Origin of the sequence: Roseovarius sp. 217 (assembly GCF_000152845.1) — a bacterium.
In the GTDB taxonomy this organism is placed as follows: Bacteria; Pseudomonadota; Alphaproteobacteria; order Rhodobacterales; family Rhodobacteraceae; genus Roseovarius.
The window spans coordinates 3,111,705-3,128,224 of record NZ_CH902584.1 but is presented as its reverse complement, the minus strand read 5'-3'; the positions used below and the strand labels follow the sequence as shown (position 1 = coordinate 3,128,224).

The following is a 16,520-nucleotide window of genomic DNA, read 5'->3' as shown; positions in this document are numbered from 1 at the left end:
GCCCCCCATGGCACAATTGAGGATCGAGTAAGGGCCGCGCTCACACCGAGGGCACCGGCAGATTGCCCTTGACCCGCGTGAGATTGATCCTTTGGCGATCCTCACGCGGCGAGATGCCAAAAGCCTCGCGGTAATGCCGCACCAACACCTTGGAACTGGCATACCCAACAGCTTCGGCGATCTGCATCATTGTGTCGTTGGAATACATCACGATCTGCCGCGCGGCCTTCATTCGCATGGCGCGGTAATAATTGGTCGGATTCTGCCCCGTCGCCCGCTTGAAACTACGCTCCAGATGGCGCGGCGTGATCGCCAAATCCTCCGCCACCTCTGCCATGGAAATGGGCACCGACATATGCCGTGCCATAAGGTCGATCGCCCGCGCAACGATGGGGTGGAGATCCTCCTGTTTGCTGCCTTCTCCAAGGACCGGCACCATCTGCTGAACCCCGGCCTTGCGCATCATTGGATGTTGAAACCAACACGCCACCTCGGTGGCGATCCCCGCGCCAAGCTCGGTTTCGACCATATGCAGCGCCAGATCAAACGCAGCCGCCGCCCCCGAGGCCGTGACACAGCGCGGCGTAATCTCGATCACCTGATCCGACGCAGGCACGCCCGGAAACTCTGCCAGGAACGCCGCCTCGTAGCACCAATGCACCGACAAGGCCGCATCTCCCACGGCACCACTCCGCAACAGTGGAAACACCCCGCCGCTGATTGCCCCGAGAATGGTCCCATGCCGCGCCGCGCGCCGCAAATGAGCAGGTGAACTGCGCTCCGCAAACACGCTGGTGGGCGCGGACAAGAGCAGCAGATAGTCGCAATTCGCCGTATCTGCGAGGCTGCGACTGGGTTCAAACGCAATCCCGGCACTTGAGATCACCGGCTCGGTCCCTTCAGCTATCAGATCCCAGGCAAAGGTATGCCGCCCCGAAATTTCATTGGCCGCACGCAGCGGCTCGATCACCGAGGTCAGACAAGACATCGGAAATCCCGGAAATATCAGGAACCCCACCCGGATCACACGCTCTGTCATCGTCAGTTTCCTCTAGTCAGACCCTGCTTTGTCTCTACGTAACATTTTCCACTTGGGAAAAAATTATGCAATATGGTGAAGTACAGCGAGAAACTTACGAACAATCTGGCAATTCGAAACGGCCCGAATTACAACCCGAGAGGAAAACGATGAGCATCATGGAACCCGCAAAATTGGTCAAACTGACTCAGGATCCTCACAAACTGCGCGACGAACGCGAGAAAGTGCTCGAAGTTGCCATCGGCCGCGAGGTGCGCGCCTATCGCAAGAAACAGAACATCACCGTGGCCGAACTTTCGAACATGACCGAACTCTCCATCGGCATGCTCTCCAAGATCGAGAACGGCAATACCTCGCCCTCGCTAACCACGCTGCAAACGCTGGCACGCGCCCTCTCCGTGCCCTTGACCGCGTTTTTCAAGGAATACGAAGAGCGCCGCGAGGCAGTCCATACCAAGGCCGGGCAAGGTGTCGAGATCGAGCGCGCAGGCACCCGTGCAGGCCATCAATACAATCTCCTTGGCCACATCGGATCGAACAGCAGCGGTGTCATGGTCGAGCCCTATCTCATCGTGCTCAACTCCGAATCCGACACGTTCAAGACCTTTCAGCATGAGGGGATCGAGATGATCTACATGCTCGAAGGCGAGGTCGGTTATCGCCATGGCAACGAAACCTACCATCTCACCCCCGGCGACACGCTCTTTTTCGACGCCGACTCGCCGCATGGGCCGGATCAGTTGATCCGCTTTCCGATACGGTATCTGTCCATCATCAGCTACCCGCAGAAGAGTTGAGGCTTGGGTGCCGGGTTGCTCCCCTTCACCTCAAACAATGAGCCGCGCGGATCGTTGGGCCGGGGACTAGCGAAGCAACGGCACGTTATGGCGTTTTATGCCTGCCAAGTCCGCATGGCCTCACAGTATTGCTGCTCCTCTCAGCATCGCTAGGCCGCGGGACGGCCCAGCGATCCGCGCGGCGGCGCGTTCCGCGCCTTGATTCCGCGCGTGCGTGCTTTTGGGGCACCCTTCGCAATAGCCCCACACCTCCTCACTTCTGCAACGGTGGCTCCGTCTCCAGATCCGGCCAGATACCGGGGCTGGTGGGCAGGCCATCGTCAAACCGGCTCAGATACTCGATCATCAGCGGACGATTGGCGATGAATCCCTTGTAGGTCGCCAGTTCCTCAGGCAGATCGCGCACCACGCGGTGCAGACGGCGACCCCATTTCGGCACGCTCACCACATCCTGAAACGCAATCAGATAGCAGCGTATCGGAAACAGCAGCGCATTCGAGCGCGGCAGCCGGAAAAACGTCTGCAACTCGACCCGCAGATGCTGTTTCGCGCCGATATTCTCGGGCGTCAGCGTGGTCTTTTGCACGCCCCATTTGTGATAATTCTCGGGGCTGGTATCGAGCAGCGGATTGACTGTCATCGTCCAGTTCAGCCGCCTTGCCGGGGCCCCCTGCTGCACATTCAGCAGGAACTTCAGCGCGCGCTGGAAAATCCCCATCTCATGCGCCAAAGGCACCGGCGCATGCCATTCAAAGAAATTCATGCCTATGTCGAAATCGAGCGACCAATCGGCCTGCGTGGTAATCATCCCCGCATCCATCCAAAGCATCTCGTCGCGCTGATCCAACACCGCGAAATCGCCTTGAGTCTGGCGCGTAATATACTCCAACGGTCCCTGCGGCAGCGTGGTCTCGTCCAGAAAGGTAAAGCTGTGGTCGATTCCCATCGGCTTGTTGATCCACCGCCACCTGTTCCCGTCGCGATGCAACTCAAAGAGGTCGGGATAATCCTCGGACTTGCAGGTCATGATCAATTCGAGCACGTCCCATCCCGCCAGCGTCATATGCGGCAGGGATTGGCACCGCAGCGGATCATCGGCCAGCACCAGCGCCCGGTCGGCCATTTCCGACAGGTAATGCTCGTCCACATCGAACCGCTTTTCATAGACTGATCCGGCAGGCCCGCCGCGATGCTGCTCCATATTCACCGAATACATATAGCTGTCTTCGTGGAACGGGAACGGGAACCGCTTGATCGCCCAGGGCGAATTGCGGAATGAATAATCGTTGCGGAAGGTCTCATTATTGAACTGAATGGTCATCTCGCGTGGCTCCTTATCGGTCCAGAACCAGCGTCTTGCCGATGAAACGGCTGACGCAGGGCATGATTTTCTTGCCGCTGGCGTGCTCTGCATCGTCCAGCCAGTGATCGCGGTGCACGATCTTGCCGTCCAACTCGACCACATCTGTCTCGCATTGGCCGCAGGCCCCGCCGCGACAGAGGAAGGGCGCATCGACCCCTGCCCGCTCGATGGCCTCCAAGAGACTCTCGTGTTCGCCCACCTGAATGACCAGATCGGATTTGCAGAGCCGCACCTCAAACGGCACGCCGGGTTGCGGCGCGAGAAACTCCTCGGAATGCACCGCCTCGTCCGGCCAACCAAGCGCGGTCGCGCGGGTCTTGACCCAAGTAATCATCCCTTTGGGACCGCAGACATAGATATGCGTGCCCAGAGGCTGCCCGCTCAAGAGATCATCGAGCGGAATCGCCTGCTCCTGATCGTCGTAATAGATATGCGCCTTGTTGGAATATTTGCCCCGCAGCTGATCAGCATAAGAGCCAAGATCGGCATTCCGGCAGGCATAGTGCAATTCCCAATTGCCGTTGGATTGCTCCAACTGCGCGATCATCGCCATAAACGGCGTGATCCCGATGCCCCCGGCAAAGAACACATGCTTGCGCGCCCGCAGATCGAGCGGAAAGAGATTGACCGGATAGGTGATCGTCATCGCGTCACCCGGATTGACATGGCGATGCATATAGAGCGACCCACCCCGCCCCTCATCATCGCGCCGCACCGAAATGGCATAGAGCGACCGATCACCGGGGTCGGACATCAGCGAATAGGGGTTCAGCCGCGTGCGGCCCTCGTCATGCATTTCCACGACCGTATGCGCGCCCGCCGAAAAGGGCGGAAACTCCGCCCCCTCCGGGCGGCGGAATTCGAACCGCGTCACCAAGTCGTTGACCGGCACCACAGCGGCGACAACCACCTCGATCTTTTCAGCCCCGGCGCGGGCCTTCTGGGGGGCGGCGCTCATGAATACAACTCCTGTGCGGGAGGGACATTGCCGGGGTCTTCCGCGTCGATGCACACCCCCTGAAACGCGGCCAGCCTGCGCGAATAGTGATCGCGCACAAAGAGGTTTAGCCCACAATGCGAACAGACAAAGGGATCGGTCGTCACATCCTCGGTGATCCCCTTGCAATGCACGCATTGCATCCGCCGCGCGGTCGAGCCGCGATGCTCGGTCTGAATGGCGCTATGCGGAATGCCCGCCGTCACCGCCTCGTTCATCGCCTGCCCCATCAGCCCCTCGGTTCCCGCAAGATAGACCTGCAACCCCATATGCGCATCCGACAGCACCCGTCGCAGACGCTGAACCGAGGCCGGATAGCTAGGACCGACGTAGAACTGTGCAGGCTTGAGCGCGCGCAGTTTCTCCACATAAGTCTCACCAGTCCCCTTGGGGATATAGATGATATGCGTCTTGGCCATCAGACCGTCTTCATGCGCGGCCAAGTCCAGAATCGCCTCGGCGCCCTCGGCATCGGCAATCATCAAGTGCGCCTTGCCCGGTCGCGGGGCCAGCGTGCCATAGACCGGGCGGCTGGTGATACTTTCCGGAAACTGGAATTTCGACATCTTAGCGTCTGCTCCCTTTCGCGTCTTTTGGCCCAAAGGCCCGAGGGCCAAGGGATTAACCCTTGGCCGCGCGGATCACCTTGTCCTTGTCGTAGAACGGCATTTCCTCGGCCACACACGCAACCTCGGTGCCATCCGCATACCGCACGCTCATCTTGGTGCCGGGTACAGCGCAATCGACCGGCATGCGGGCGATGCCGACATTATGCCCATTGAGATTGGAATTCATCCCAAATGTGACCACGCCCACCGTCTCTCCATCCTTGAGCAAAGGCGCGCCCATATCGGCCGGCTTCTTGCCGTCCAAACGCACGCCATAGATCTTGAACCGCTCGCGACCCTCGAGCGCATAGTGGTTCTCTGATCCGCGGAACCCGGTCTTGCCGGGCGACACGGTGAAATCCAAACCCAATTCCCACAAGCTATCGCCACACAGGTCGTCTTTGAACGGATAGGTCTCGGAATTGTCACCCGGATAGAACAACAGATAGCTCTCGGTCCGCAACAGATCGAGCGTCGAGAATTGCACCGGCCTGATGCCCATCTCCTTGCCCTGCTCCAGAATTTGATCCCAGATTTGCGGGGCATGCCGCGCCTGACAGAATATCTCATACCCACGCTCACCCGTATAGCCCGTGCGCGAGATCATCACCGGCAGACCGAAAATCTTGGTCTGCAATATGCCGAAATAGGCCAGATCGCGTATCCCCGGCACGTGCTTTTCGAGGAAATCCACCGCAACCGGCCCTTGCAGCGACATGTCGTGCAGATCGTCGTCAAAGATCATCGCGACATTCTTGCCATAGGCCGCCATCGCCAGCGATTCGTGGCCGGTGCCGGTGCCATGCACCACCATCCAGTGATTGACCGAGAGCCGGTAGATCACGCAATCGTCGAGGAATTTTCCGGCATCGTTAAGCATGCAGGCATAGACCGCGCGTCCCGGCATGATCTTGTCGACATTGCGCGTTGTGGCACGGTCGATCACGGCGGCCGCATGTGGCCCCACCAGATGTATCTTCTTGAGTCCCGACACATCCATCAGACCTGCCTTGGTGCGCACCGCGAGATAATCCGCCTCGGCGCGTTCGTCCGTGTGGTCATAGAACCATGCGGTTCCCATCCCGTTCCAGTCGGTCAGCTCGCCCCCGATGTCGGTATGACGCGGTGCAAGCGCGGAAGTTCTATAGATGATGGCCATGGCAGGTTCCCTATCGGTGTTATGTTTGACGATATTCAGACCTAGATCGTAGCAAAAATCAATACTTTCATGCAGATTATTTTCCTGACGGGAATATCCTCACCATCCATGCCCGAATTTCGAGCGACCAGAGAATTGATCAGCGATCCGAGTCAAACCTGTTGACAGCGACCGAAATCTTTGCCTCCCTTAGAAGAAAAAGTTTTCACCACCAATAAAACAACACACAGCACAACAGGGAGAGTGCGATGAACGGCAACCTTGATGCGTTGACGACCATCTTCACCGAATTCTATTATTGGGTGACGGTCGTCTTCATGTTCTTAATCCATGTCGGCTTTTGCATGTACGAGGTGGGCGCAAGCCGCCGCCGCAACCACATGCACACGCTGATGAAAAACGTGATGGTGATTCCATTGGTCACCGTGACCTTCTTCTTCTTCGGATGGTGGATCTATTGGGCATTTCCAATGTTCCCCTTCTTCGGCGGACTTGACCATGAGATGGCCAGCGCCAATCTGCCCTGGTCGCCGACCATGGCCACCAATCTCGACGACCGTATCACCGGCGTCTTCTGGGCGGCGTTCCTGCTGTTCTCCTGGACTGCGGCCTCGATCGTTTCGGGCTCGGTGATCGAACGCATCCGCTCCTCTGCCCTTTGGGTGCATGCGGTGCTGATCGGCTCGGTCTGGTGGATCATCGACGCGGCATGGGGCTGGCACTACGGCGGCTGGATGGTCAAATATCTTGGCTATCACGATGCCTACGCCTCGGGCGTGATCCATGCCATCGCGGGCGGCTATGCACTCGGCGTGATCATGGTTCTGGGGCCGCGGATCGGCAAATTCGCCGCCGACGGCACCCCGCGCGACATCCCGCCCCATAACCCCTGGATGCTCACCATCGGGATTTTCCTGATCTATACCGGCTTCTGGGGCTTCTATGCCGCCTGCAACGTGCCGCTCATCTCGCCCGAAGTGATCGGTGGCCAGATCACCGGCACCACCTGGACGGCGACCAATATCTACCTTGCGCCGACCTCGCTCTCGGCCATTACCTTCAACTTCCTGATGTCGCTGTCGGGCGGTCTGATGGCGGCCTATGTGGTGTCCAAGGGCGATGCCTTCTGGACTTTCTCGGGCGGTCTCGCCGGGATCATCACCGCGTCTGCGGGCAATGACCTCTACCACCCGATTCAGGCCATGCTGGTGGGCGCGGTCGGCGTCGTGATCGTCTACAAACTGCACTACTGGGTAGAGCGCCGGTTCAAACTGGATGATGCTGTGGGCGCGGTCGCCGTACATGGCTATTCCGGCGTCGTCGGGCTTATCCTTGCGGGCTTCATTCTCTGGGGCGCACCGTCCTCACCGTTCGAGGACTACGCCACGATCAATCCGCTGGGCAATACTCTTGGCGCGGTGATCATGTTCTTCGTCCTGGGCTTCGTACCCGCCTTTGTGGTGGCCAAGATGCAGGCCGCCGCCGGTGTGCTCCGCATCCCGGTTGAGGTCGAATTGCAGGGTCTCGATTACGCAGAACACCATGCCTATGAGGACGCGATCGTTAAGGTGATCGAGGCCGACAAGGCCTATCTCTCGGCCAAAGCAACCCCCGCAGAATAAGGAAAAGGCACATGTCTACAATCGGATACGAATCATGGGCCGTTGATCTGGCCGATGTCGGGGCTATCTACCCCTTTCAGGGTTGGGAAATCCCGATGACTGTGGTCGGCGTGATCTTCTGGCTTGCATGGCACCGCATCCAGTTCGTCCGCGAGGGCGAGCACCTGGAACAGGCACGCAAGATGGGCGACCCCGAAAAGGTCCGCAAACATCTCGACCGCTACTGAGATGATCAAATTTGCGCGGGCCTTTGTGGTTCGCGCAAATTACTTGTAGGAAACTTTTATTCATTTCAGTTGCAGTACCTACAGCCCGATGCTAGCTTCGGACTTAGGAAACCCTACGGGGCAGAATCACAAAGTGGAGCAAACGCGAATGTGCGGGATTGTCGGACTTTTTCTGAAAGACAAAGCACTTGAACCCCAGCTTGGCAGCATGCTGACGGATATGCTGATCACCATGACGGACCGTGGTCCCGATAGTGCGGGGATTGCCATCTATGGCGCGGCGCAATCGGGTCACAGCAAGCTGACCGTTCAATCGGATGCAGCAGCCAAGGATTTTGACGGGCTGGCAGACCGCCTCGCGTCCGAAATAGGCGCGCCGGTCACGCTTACCCGCAAAGATACTCATGCGGTGCTGGATTTCCCCGCCGACAAGGCCGCCGAAACGCGTGCGGCGCTTGAACGCATCGCCCCCGGCGTGCGTGTCATGTCCGCAGGTGAGAGCATCGAGATTTACAAGGAAGTCGGCCTGCCCAAGGACGTCGCCGCCCGCTTCGACATCTCTTCGATGAGCGGCAGCCACGGCATCGGTCACACCCGTATGGCCACAGAATCGGCCGTCACCACCATGGGCGCGCACCCGTTCAACACCGGCGCTGACCAGTGCCTCGTGCACAACGGCTCGCTCTCCAATCACAACTCCCTGCGCCGCAAGCTGCTGCGCGAAGGCGTGCGGATCGAAACGCAGAACGATACCGAAGTGGCCGCCGCCTATCTCACCTGGAAAATGCGCGAAGGCGCGACCTTGGGTGAGGCGCTGGAAAGCTCGCTGGTGGATCTCGACGGGTTCTTCACCTTCGTCGTCGGCACCGAGGATGGCTTTGGCGTGGTCCGCGATCCCATCGCCTGCAAACCCGCTGTTATGGCCGAAACCGATCAATATGTGGCCTTTGGCAGCGAATATCGCGCGCTTGTGAACCTGCCCGGCATCGAAGAGGCCCGCGTCTGGGAACCCGAGCCCGCAACCGTCTATTTTTGGAAGCACTGAACATGCAGACATTTGACCTAGCAGCCGAAGGGCTGCGCAGCCTCAACGCGACCCTGCAGGCGCAGGCCGCCGAAACCAACCAAACCAGCTGGGATGTCGTCAACCCACGCGGCAGCCATGCCATCGCCGTCGGTCTTGATGCCCCCATCGAGGTGCATGTCAAAGGCTCGACCGGCTATTACTGCGCCGGCATGAACAAACAGGCCACCGTGCATGTGCATGGCTCCGCCGGTCCGGGCGTGGCCGAAAACATGATGAGTGGCACCGTGATCGTCGAAGGCGACGCCAGCCAATACGCCGGTGCCACCGGCAATGGCGGCACGCTGATCATCAAGGGCAATGCCTCGTCGCGCTGCGGCATCTCGATGAAGGGCATCGACATCATCGTACATGGCAACATCGGCCATATGTCCGCCTTCATGGCGCAATCGGGCAATCTGGTTGTCTGCGGCAATGCCGGTGACGCGTTGGGCGATAGCCTCTACGAGGCGCGTCTCTTCGTGCGCGGCTCTGTGAAATCCCTTGGTGCCGATTGCATCGAAAAGGAAATGCGTCCCGAACATCTGGAAATTCTGGCCGATTTGCTGGAACGTGGTGGCTGTGACGCCCGCCCGGAAGAGTTCAAGCGCTACGGCTCTGCCCGCCAACTTTACAACTTCAAACCTGACAACGCATACTGAGGGCTCAGACCATGAAAGACGAGACCCACGGCGCTCCGCGCACCCAGCCGATCCAATCGGCGACCTTCACGCAGTCGATCAACGCCGAAATCCGCCGCGCGGCAGCCACCGGCATCTATGACATTCGCGGTGGCGGAGCCAAACGCAAGGTGCCGCATTTCGACGACCTGCTGTTCTTGGGCGCGTCGATCTCGCGCTACCCGCTCGAAGGCTACCGCGAACGCTGCGACACCTCGGTGACCCTCGGCACCCGCTACGCCAAGAACCCTATCCAACTCGACATCCCGATCACCATCGCAGGCATGAGCTTTGGCGCACTTTCCGGCCCCGCCAAAGAGGCTCTGGGGCGCGGTGCCACGCTGGCTGGCACCTCGACCACCACCGGCGACGGCGGCATGACGCCCGAGGAACGCGGCCATTCCAAGAAACTGGTCTATCAATACCTGCCCTCCCGCTATGGCATGAACCCAGATGACCTGCGCCGCGCCGATGCGATCGAAGTGGTCGTGGGCCAAGGGGCCAAACCCGGCGGCGGCGGCATGCTCTTGGGTCAGAAAATCTCGGACCGCGTGGCCAAGATGCGCAACCTGCCCAAGGGCATCGACCAGCGCTCGGCTTGCCGTCACCCGGACTGGACCGGCCCCGACGATCTGGAAATCAAACTGCTGGAACTGCGCGAAATCACCGCATGGAAAGTGCCGATCTATATCAAGATCGGTGGCGCGCGCCCCTATTTCGACACCACGCTGGCGGTCAAGGCGGGGGCCGATGTGGTCGTGCTCGACGGGATGCAAGGCGGCACAGCAGCCACGCAGGACGTGTTCATCGAACATGTGGGCCAGCCCATCCTCGCCTGTATCCGCGAGGCCGTCCGCGCGCTTCAGGATCTGGGCATGCACCGCCAGGTGCAACTCATCGTTTCGGGCGGCATCCGCACCGGGGCCGACGTGGCCAAATGCATGGCGCTTGGCGCGGATGCGGTCGCCATCGGCACCGCCGCCCTGATCGCATTGGGCGACAATGACCCCAAGTGGGAGGCCGAGTATAACAAACTGGGCACCACCGCCGGGGCCTATGACGACTGGCACGAGGGCAAAGACCCCGCCGGCATCACCACCCAAGACCCTGAGTTGATGAAGCGGTTTGACCCCATCGAAGGGGGGCGCCGCCTCAACAACTACCTCAAGGTCATGACGCTCGAGGCCCAGACCATCGCGCGCGCCTGCGGCAAGAGCCACCTGCACAATCTCGAGCCAGAGGATCTCTGCGCCGTGACGATGGAGGCCGCCGCCATGGCCCGCGTTCCGCTCGCAGGCACCGATTGGTGGCCCGGCAAACCCGGCACCAGCTTCTGATCCCCGATCCGGCGTGGCCATATCGGCCACGCCCCTCTCTTACAACACATGACAACAGGGACTGAAAAAATGACCAGTGATCTGGCGAAATTTGCCAAGGACAAGGGCGTAAAATACTTCATGATTTCCTACACCGACCTGTTCGGTGGACAGCGCGCCAAGCTGGTGCCGGCAGAGGCAATCGCCGACATGCAAGAGGACGGTGCCGGTTTCGCAGGCTTTGCCACCTGGCTTGATCTCACCCCGGCGCATCCCGACATGCTGGCCGTGCCGGACCCTGCGTCGGTCATCCAACTGCCTTGGCAACGCGATGTCGCCTGGGTCGCCGCCAATTGCGTGATGGATGGCAAAGACCTGCCCCAAGCCCCCCGCAACGTGCTGCGCCGCCTGATCGGAGAGGCCGCCGCCGAGGGGATGTATGTCAAGACCGGCATCGAGGCCGAATTCTTCCTTCTGACCCCCGAGGGCGATCAGATCAGCGATCCGTTCGATACCAGCGGCAAACCCTGCTATGACCAACAGGCGGTGATGCGCCGCTATGACGTCGTGCGCGAGATTTGCGACTACATGCTCGAACTGGGTTGGGAACCTTACCAGAACGACCACGAGGACGCTAATGGCCAGTTCGAAATGAACTGGAAATATGACGACGCGCTGGACACGGCTGACAAACATTCCTTCTTCAAGTTCATGACCAAATCCGTCGCCGAAAAGCACGGCTTCCGCGCCACTTTCATGCCCAAACCGATCGAGGGCATGACCGGCAACGGCTGTCATGCGCATATCTCAGTCTGGGATGGTCCGGGCAAAAAGGCCAAAAACAACGTCTTCGCGGGCAAAGGCGAAGGCCAGACCGGCGAAGTGGGCCTGTCGGAGCGCGGCAAGCATTTCCTTGGCGGCATCATGAAACACGCCAGCGCCTTGGCCGCGATCACCAACCCGACCGTCAACAGCTACAAGCGCATCAACGCGCCCCGCACCATTTCGGGGGCCACTTGGGCGCCAAATTCGGTCACATGGACCGGCAACAACCGCACCCATATGGTGCGCGTCCCCGGCCCCGGTCGGTTCGAGCTGCGCCTGCCCGATGGCGCGGTCAACCCCTATCTCTTGCAGGCGGTGATCATCGCGGCGGGCCTCTCGGGCATCCGCTCCAAGGCCGATCCGGGCAAGCGTCACGACATCGACATGTATGCCGACGGTCACAAGGTGCGCGGCGCTCCCAAGCTGCCACTGAACATGCTCGACGCGCTGCGCGAATATGACAAGGACAAAGAGCTCAAGGCGACCATGGGCGAGGATTTCTCCGCCGCCTATCTCAAGCTCAAGCGTCAGGAATGGAATTCCTTTGTCAGCCATTTCACCAAATGGGAACGCGACAACACGCTCGATATCTGAGCCGGTGCATAATACCGGACAAATGGCCCGCGCGAGGGATCGCGTGGGCTTTTTGTTTGAGGGCTGTAAGGGCGGCGCGCAAATGCCTTTTTAACGAACGTTTGCCCAATCGCCCCGCGCGGAACAAGGCGCGAAGCGCCGCCGCGCGGATCGCTGGGCCGTCCGTCGCACCGAAGGTGCGCCGCTTTACATCGGCACGCCTTTGGCGTGACGGCCTAGCGATTTCGAGATGAAACACCATACTGTCAAGTTAGACAGACGTTGCTGGCATAAAGTGCCAGATGGCACCGTTGCTTCGCTAGTCCCCGGCCCAGCGACCGCGCGGCTCACAACTTAGCCACGCGTCCCTCAGCCCTCCGACACCGGGCACCCCTGCCCCATCCGATCCGCCTCCTCACGCCAATCCGGCACCGCGTTGATCAGCATATGCGCCGCCCGATCCAGCGTGGCGCGAAACCGCTCCACCACAGGCCCCTCCATCCCCTCATCGCGCAGCGCTGCATCAAAGGTCTCGAGCCACATGCTCACATCCGCCTGTCGGATCGGCACATGCGCATGAATTTCGCGCAGGTCCATATGCCCGAACCGCTCCCGGTAATAGGCGCGCCCGCCCAGAAACCCCGACAGGAATTCAAACTGCGTCTGGCGCGTATGCTCCAACCCATGCCCGCGAAAATGCAGGCGATGCAGCGGATAGACCGCCGGATCATGCTCCATCCGGTCGTAAAACGACCCAACCAGATCCCGCAGACGGTCTTCGCCGCCGATATCCTCAAGGGCTGTGCTCATGGCTTTCACCTTCGCCTCAGACCGCCCCGACCGCCTTGACCCAAATCAAGAGCGCGGCTTGGTCTTTTGTGGATCATAATGAGCAAAAGGCACCACCACGGTAGGAAGCCGTTTCTGCTGCCCATCGAGCTTGCCAATCTCCACCTGCGTGCCAACCGCATGATGCGCCACATCGACCCGCGCCAGTGCGATATTCTTGCCCAAGAGCGGCGAGCGCATGGAGGACGTCACCTCGCCCACCTGCGCGCGACCGATATGCACCGAATCGCCATGGCCCACCGCGACATTGCTCTCAATGTCCAAGCCCACAAGCACCCGCGCCGGATGCTCCTTGCGTCGAATGAGCGCCTCACGCCCGATGAAATCATCCGGCTTCGACTTGAGCGGCACGGTAAACCCGATCCCCGCTTCAAAGGGGTCCGTTTGGTCGCTGAAATCATAGCCTGCGAAAATCAGCCCCGCCTCGATCCGCACCATATCCAGCGCCTCAAGGCCCATCGGTGTCAACCCATGATCCTTGCCCGCCGCCCAGACGGCATCGAACACCTCAACCGCATGCTTGGGGTGACAGAATATCTCATACCCCAATTCACCCGTATAGCCGGTGCGCGACACCACCACCGGAATCCCGTCGTGATCCCCGATCCGTGCCGGTGTGAACCGGAACCAGCCCAGTTCGTCGAACTTGGGCTGATGCGGCGCGGTCCAGATCACCTTCTTTAGCAGATCCCTGCTCTCCGGCCCCTGCACCGCGATATTGTGCTGCATATCAGTCGAGGACCGCACCAGAACCTTCAGCCCCAGTTCCGCAGCCTTCTCGCGCAGCCATTCGCCGCCATAGTCACTGCCGCCGATCCAGCGGAAATTATCCTGTCCCAGCCGGAACACGGTGCCATCGTCAATCATGCCGCCATGCGGATAGCACATCGCGGTATAGACCACGCCCCCCACCGGCAGTTTCTTGATGTCGCGGGTAAAGACATATTGGCAGAGCGCCTCACTATCCGGCCCGGTGATCTCAAATTTGCGCAGCGCGCTCAGATCCAGCACCACCGATTTCTGCCGACAGGCGTGATATTCCGCAATCGGCCCGGCACTCGACATGGCACTGGCCAGCCAATAGCCGTTGTATTCGATGAAATTCTCGGTGAACCGCGCGAAACACGGGTGAAATCCTGTCTGTTTGGTCATTCTTGGCTCCGCGTCGGGGGTGGGCCGATAGGCCACCGATCTTTGAAATGTTTCCTTGCCACTATACGTGCGCACATGGATATCCGTGGGGTTCCAGCCATTGGCGGCGGTCGTGTCATCCGGACAGGCCGAACTCACGCAGACCAGATCCGTCAGCGCCTGCAACAGCACATAGTCGCCCGGCCGCGTCCAGGGTTCGTCGGTATACATGACCCCATGGGCGTCAATGCCGGTGTTGAAGAAGAAATTGATCGCCATCCAGCCCGCGCGTCCCGTCACCCCATGCGGGGCCAAGGCGCCGTTGAAATTGTCCGAACAGTTCACATGCCCCGGATAGCCGATGTCGTCATAGTATTTTGCCGCACAGGCCAGCGCAAAGGCATCATGCCGCCCGACCGTGTCCTGCACCACCTCGACCAGTGGCATCATCTCTTGATCATAGTATTTCGCATGCAGCCCGGGCATCGGATAGGCGTGCCCCATCAACGTGCGCGTCGTGGTCACATCCAGCGCATGCTCAATGCCCTTATCCAGCTTGCGCGCGGCAAAACACTGAAAATCCGTGCATTGCCGCCCGTCCACGTCAAGGATCTGGATATAATCCCCCGCCTTGACGAAATAGGCCTCGGCGGTGGCAGAATGCACCCGTAGATCCGTCACCGGATCAGCCAAAGGATCGGGCAATTCAAACCGCGCAGCGGATTTGAGAACCGCGCGCGTCACCCAGACTGTGAGCGGCGTCGCCGTATCCTGCGTCGCGAAATCCATGATCCCGCCGGGGGCCGCGATCACCACCACGCCGTCACGCCGCGCGACGAACTCAGCCTCGCACCCCGCTGGGCTACTGGCCTCGAATACATCCACAGACCGCGCATGCGCCAGATCAATCCCCCGCGCCTCGAGCCCCATGCGCAACCCGCGCAATGAGGTTTCCGATCCGCTCAGGAGCGATTTGAGCCCGCGCGCCTCGCCCGTGCCCGCCTCGCCCAGAATACCCGGATCAATCACGCCATCCGGCCCCGCCGCCACGATCTCGCAGCGCTGTCCACCTTCGGTATTGACCACGCGCAGACGGTCTCCGGCCTCGACCCGGATCAGGATTGCACCCGCGCCCTCGACCACATAGCGTTCGCTTCCGGGCGGCAGCGCAAACACGCGCGGCTCGACAATGACACTTGGCCGGGGTGGTCCGGCCTGAACCTCGGGATAGCGCGTTTCCAACACCACAGACCTCCTCGTTCTCCGCAAGACATTTGCATACGCGGAATATTTATTTAACAATAAGAATATCCGAACCCATCCAATCCAGCAACCTGAAACCGGACCACCAACCCGAAATCTAACATAAAGACAAAGGACCGAAATCCGAATGACCGCTTTGATACTTGGGCTGGTGGCCGCCGTCGCCTGGGGCACACATGATGTCTGCGTTCGCTACGTCAGCCAGAATAACGGTATCTTTGCGCCTTTGGTCTGGGTTTTGACCTTTGGCTTGATCCTTGTCACCCCGATCAGTGCTTTTGCCGGATGGGCGGCCCCCGCTGAGGGCAATTTCGGCCTCGCCCTGTTGGCAGGCCTGTGCTTTGGCGTGGGCGGCACGGCGCTCTACCGTGCCTTCTCCATCGGCCCGGTGCGGTTGGTCGCCCCGGTCATCGGTGCCTATCCGATTCTCTCGGTCGCTTGGGCCAGCCTCAGTGGCACGCCCACCACTGCGCTCGAATGGGTCATGGTGGGCCTGATCATCTGCGGTGTGGCCTATATCGCCCAGAGCGATGCGGGCCATGACCAGGCCGAGGCCACCCCAAGTCCGCTTCCTGCGATCGGTTGGTCGGTGCTGGCCGCCGTGGGTTTCGCGCTGACCTTTGCAATCGGGCACAGGGCCACGGCCAACGGCGGCGAATTACTGCTCTTGGCCCCCACCCGCGCCGCCGCCCTAGTGGTCGTGCTGGGCTTTGCGTTCGCCGTACGCGCCCCCCTGACCCTCACCCGTCGCCACGTCCCGCTTTTGGCGCTGATGGGCACACTCGATGCGCTGGCCATCGGCTGCGTGATCGGCGCGGGTCAGACCGCGCGGCCCGAATTCGCCGCCATCGGTGCCTCGACCTTTGGCGTGATCACCGTCCTCTTCGCGGCCATTTTCCTGCGCGAACGGCTGCGCGGCACGCAATGGCTGGCGGTTCTGGGCGTCTTCACCGCCATCGGCATCTTGGGCGGCGGGCACTGATCCCCGCCGTTCATCGTTCTTCAAAT

Annotated in this window: 15 protein-coding genes; 8 read left to right on the top strand and 7 right to left on the bottom strand. The window is 60.3% G+C overall.

Annotated features, from left to right (window positions below; translation table 11 throughout):
* Window positions 1-40: 40 nt before the first annotated feature.
* Complete coding sequence (locus ROS217_RS14940; protein ID WP_009818616.1) at window positions 41-1,039, bottom strand: GlxA family transcriptional regulator; 999 nt, start codon at window positions 1,037-1,039, stop codon at window positions 41-43.
* A gap of 149 nt (window positions 1,040-1,188) precedes the next feature.
* Between ROS217_RS14940 and ROS217_RS14935 the strand changes: the two genes are divergently transcribed.
* The gene (locus tag ROS217_RS14935) at window positions 1,189-1,836 is read left to right on the top strand and encodes a helix-turn-helix domain-containing protein (RefSeq protein ID WP_009818615.1); all 648 of its coding nucleotides are present in this window, start codon (window positions 1,189-1,191) and stop codon (window positions 1,834-1,836) included.
* A 253-nt stretch (window positions 1,837-2,089) separates the two neighbouring features.
* On the opposite strand, the gene ROS217_RS14930 is transcribed toward ROS217_RS14935, so the two are convergent.
* From ROS217_RS14930 to ROS217_RS14915, 4 genes are read right to left on the bottom strand one after another with little or no spacing between them, the layout of a single operon-like run.
* The gene (locus ROS217_RS14930; RefSeq protein ID WP_009818614.1) at window positions 2,090-3,157 is read right to left on the bottom strand and encodes a heme-dependent oxidative N-demethylase family protein; all 1,068 of its coding nucleotides are present in this window, start codon (window positions 3,155-3,157) and stop codon (window positions 2,090-2,092) included.
* Between the two features lie 13 nt (window positions 3,158-3,170).
* Window positions 3,171-4,157, bottom strand: coding sequence for a PDR/VanB family oxidoreductase (locus tag ROS217_RS14925; RefSeq protein WP_009818613.1), 987 nt, complete (start codon window positions 4,155-4,157; stop codon window positions 3,171-3,173).
* Complete coding sequence (gene dmmA / locus ROS217_RS14920) at window positions 4,154-4,762, bottom strand: dimethylamine monooxygenase subunit DmmA (protein WP_009818612.1); 609 nt, start codon at window positions 4,760-4,762, stop codon at window positions 4,154-4,156. The genes ROS217_RS14925 and dmmA overlap by 4 nt, the downstream gene beginning before the upstream one ends.
* 55 nt (window positions 4,763-4,817) lie before the next feature.
* Window positions 4,818-5,963, bottom strand: a complete 1,146-nt coding sequence (locus ROS217_RS14915) for an aminomethyltransferase family protein (RefSeq protein ID WP_009818611.1) — start codon at window positions 5,961-5,963, stop codon at window positions 4,818-4,820.
* A 248-nt stretch (window positions 5,964-6,211) separates the two neighbouring features.
* On the opposite strand from ROS217_RS14915, the gene ROS217_RS14910 reads away from it, so the two are divergent.
* From ROS217_RS14910 to glnT, 6 genes are all read left to right on the top strand, one after another.
* Complete coding sequence (locus ROS217_RS14910) at window positions 6,212-7,585, top strand: ammonium transporter (protein WP_009818610.1); 1,374 nt, start codon at window positions 6,212-6,214, stop codon at window positions 7,583-7,585.
* Between the two features lie 11 nt (window positions 7,586-7,596).
* The gene (locus ROS217_RS14905) at window positions 7,597-7,812 is read left to right on the top strand and encodes a hypothetical protein (protein WP_009818609.1); all 216 of its coding nucleotides are present in this window, start codon (window positions 7,597-7,599) and stop codon (window positions 7,810-7,812) included.
* A 148-nt stretch (window positions 7,813-7,960) separates the two neighbouring features.
* Window positions 7,961-8,857 carry a class II glutamine amidotransferase gene (locus ROS217_RS14900; RefSeq protein WP_009818608.1) on the top strand — a complete coding sequence of 299 codons (897 nt, stop codon included), beginning with the start codon at window positions 7,961-7,963 and terminating at the stop codon, window positions 8,855-8,857.
* Window positions 8,858-8,859: 2 nt separating this feature from the next.
* Complete coding sequence (locus tag ROS217_RS14895) at window positions 8,860-9,537, top strand: GXGXG domain-containing protein (RefSeq protein ID WP_009818607.1); 678 nt, start codon at window positions 8,860-8,862, stop codon at window positions 9,535-9,537.
* Window positions 9,538-9,548: 11 nt separating this feature from the next.
* Window positions 9,549-10,892: an FMN-binding glutamate synthase family protein gene (locus tag ROS217_RS14890; protein ID WP_009818606.1), complete on the top strand. Its 1,344-nt coding sequence runs from the start codon at window positions 9,549-9,551 to the stop codon at window positions 10,890-10,892.
* Between the two features lie 69 nt (window positions 10,893-10,961).
* Window positions 10,962-12,290, top strand: a complete 1,329-nt coding sequence (gene glnT, locus ROS217_RS14885) for a type III glutamate--ammonia ligase (RefSeq protein ID WP_009818605.1) — start codon at window positions 10,962-10,964, stop codon at window positions 12,288-12,290.
* Window positions 12,291-12,638: 348 nt separating this feature from the next.
* Here the strand turns inward: glnT and ROS217_RS14880 are convergent, their stop codons facing one another.
* Together ROS217_RS14880 and tdm are read right to left on the bottom strand one after the other, a co-directional pair.
* Window positions 12,639-13,079 carry a globin domain-containing protein gene (locus tag ROS217_RS14880; protein WP_009818604.1) on the bottom strand — a complete coding sequence of 147 codons (441 nt, stop codon included), beginning with the start codon at window positions 13,077-13,079 and terminating at the stop codon, window positions 12,639-12,641.
* A 45-nt stretch (window positions 13,080-13,124) separates the two neighbouring features.
* Window positions 13,125-15,494, bottom strand: coding sequence for a trimethylamine-oxide aldolase Tdm (tdm, locus tag ROS217_RS14875; protein ID WP_009818603.1), 2,370 nt, complete (start codon window positions 15,492-15,494; stop codon window positions 13,125-13,127).
* A gap of 145 nt (window positions 15,495-15,639) precedes the next feature.
* Here tdm and ROS217_RS14870 point away from each other — a divergent pair, with 145 nt between their 5' ends.
* On the top strand, window positions 15,640-16,494 hold the full coding sequence (locus tag ROS217_RS14870; protein WP_009818602.1) for a DMT family transporter: 855 nt from the start codon (window positions 15,640-15,642) through the stop codon (window positions 16,492-16,494).
* Window positions 16,495-16,520: the final 26 nt, after the last annotated feature.

Bases quoted from the DNA above. Each gene is read 5' to 3' on its own strand.
- ROS217_RS14935 (WP_009818615.1), top strand. From the start codon at position 1,189: ATGAGCATCATGGAACCCGCAAAATTGGTCAAACTGACTCAGGATCCT.
- ROS217_RS14900 (WP_009818608.1), top strand. From the start codon at position 7,961: ATGTGCGGGATTGTCGGACTTTTTCTGAAAGACAAAGCACTTGAACCC.
- ROS217_RS14880 (WP_009818604.1), bottom strand. From the start codon at position 13,079: ATGAGCACAGCCCTTGAGGATATCGGCGGCGAAGACCGTCTGCGGGAT.
- ROS217_RS14870 (WP_009818602.1), top strand. From the start codon at position 15,640: ATGACCGCTTTGATACTTGGGCTGGTGGCCGCCGTCGCCTGGGGCACA.
- dmmA (WP_009818612.1), bottom strand. From the start codon at position 4,762: ATGTCGAAATTCCAGTTTCCGGAAAGTATCACCAGCCGCCCGGTCTAT.
- ROS217_RS14930 (WP_009818614.1), bottom strand. From the start codon at position 3,157: ATGACCATTCAGTTCAATAATGAGACCTTCCGCAACGATTATTCATTC.
- ROS217_RS14905 (WP_009818609.1), top strand. From the start codon at position 7,597: ATGTCTACAATCGGATACGAATCATGGGCCGTTGATCTGGCCGATGTC.
- ROS217_RS14940 (WP_009818616.1), bottom strand. From the start codon at position 1,039: ATGACAGAGCGTGTGATCCGGGTGGGGTTCCTGATATTTCCGGGATTT.
- glnT (WP_009818605.1), top strand. From the start codon at position 10,962: ATGACCAGTGATCTGGCGAAATTTGCCAAGGACAAGGGCGTAAAATAC.
- ROS217_RS14890 (WP_009818606.1), top strand. From the start codon at position 9,549: ATGAAAGACGAGACCCACGGCGCTCCGCGCACCCAGCCGATCCAATCG.
- ROS217_RS14915 (WP_009818611.1), bottom strand. From the start codon at position 5,963: ATGGCCATCATCTATAGAACTTCCGCGCTTGCACCGCGTCATACCGAC.
- ROS217_RS14925 (WP_009818613.1), bottom strand. From the start codon at position 4,157: ATGAGCGCCGCCCCCCAGAAGGCCCGCGCCGGGGCTGAAAAGATCGAG.
- ROS217_RS14910 (WP_009818610.1), top strand. From the start codon at position 6,212: ATGAACGGCAACCTTGATGCGTTGACGACCATCTTCACCGAATTCTAT.
- ROS217_RS14895 (WP_009818607.1), top strand. From the start codon at position 8,860: ATGCAGACATTTGACCTAGCAGCCGAAGGGCTGCGCAGCCTCAACGCG.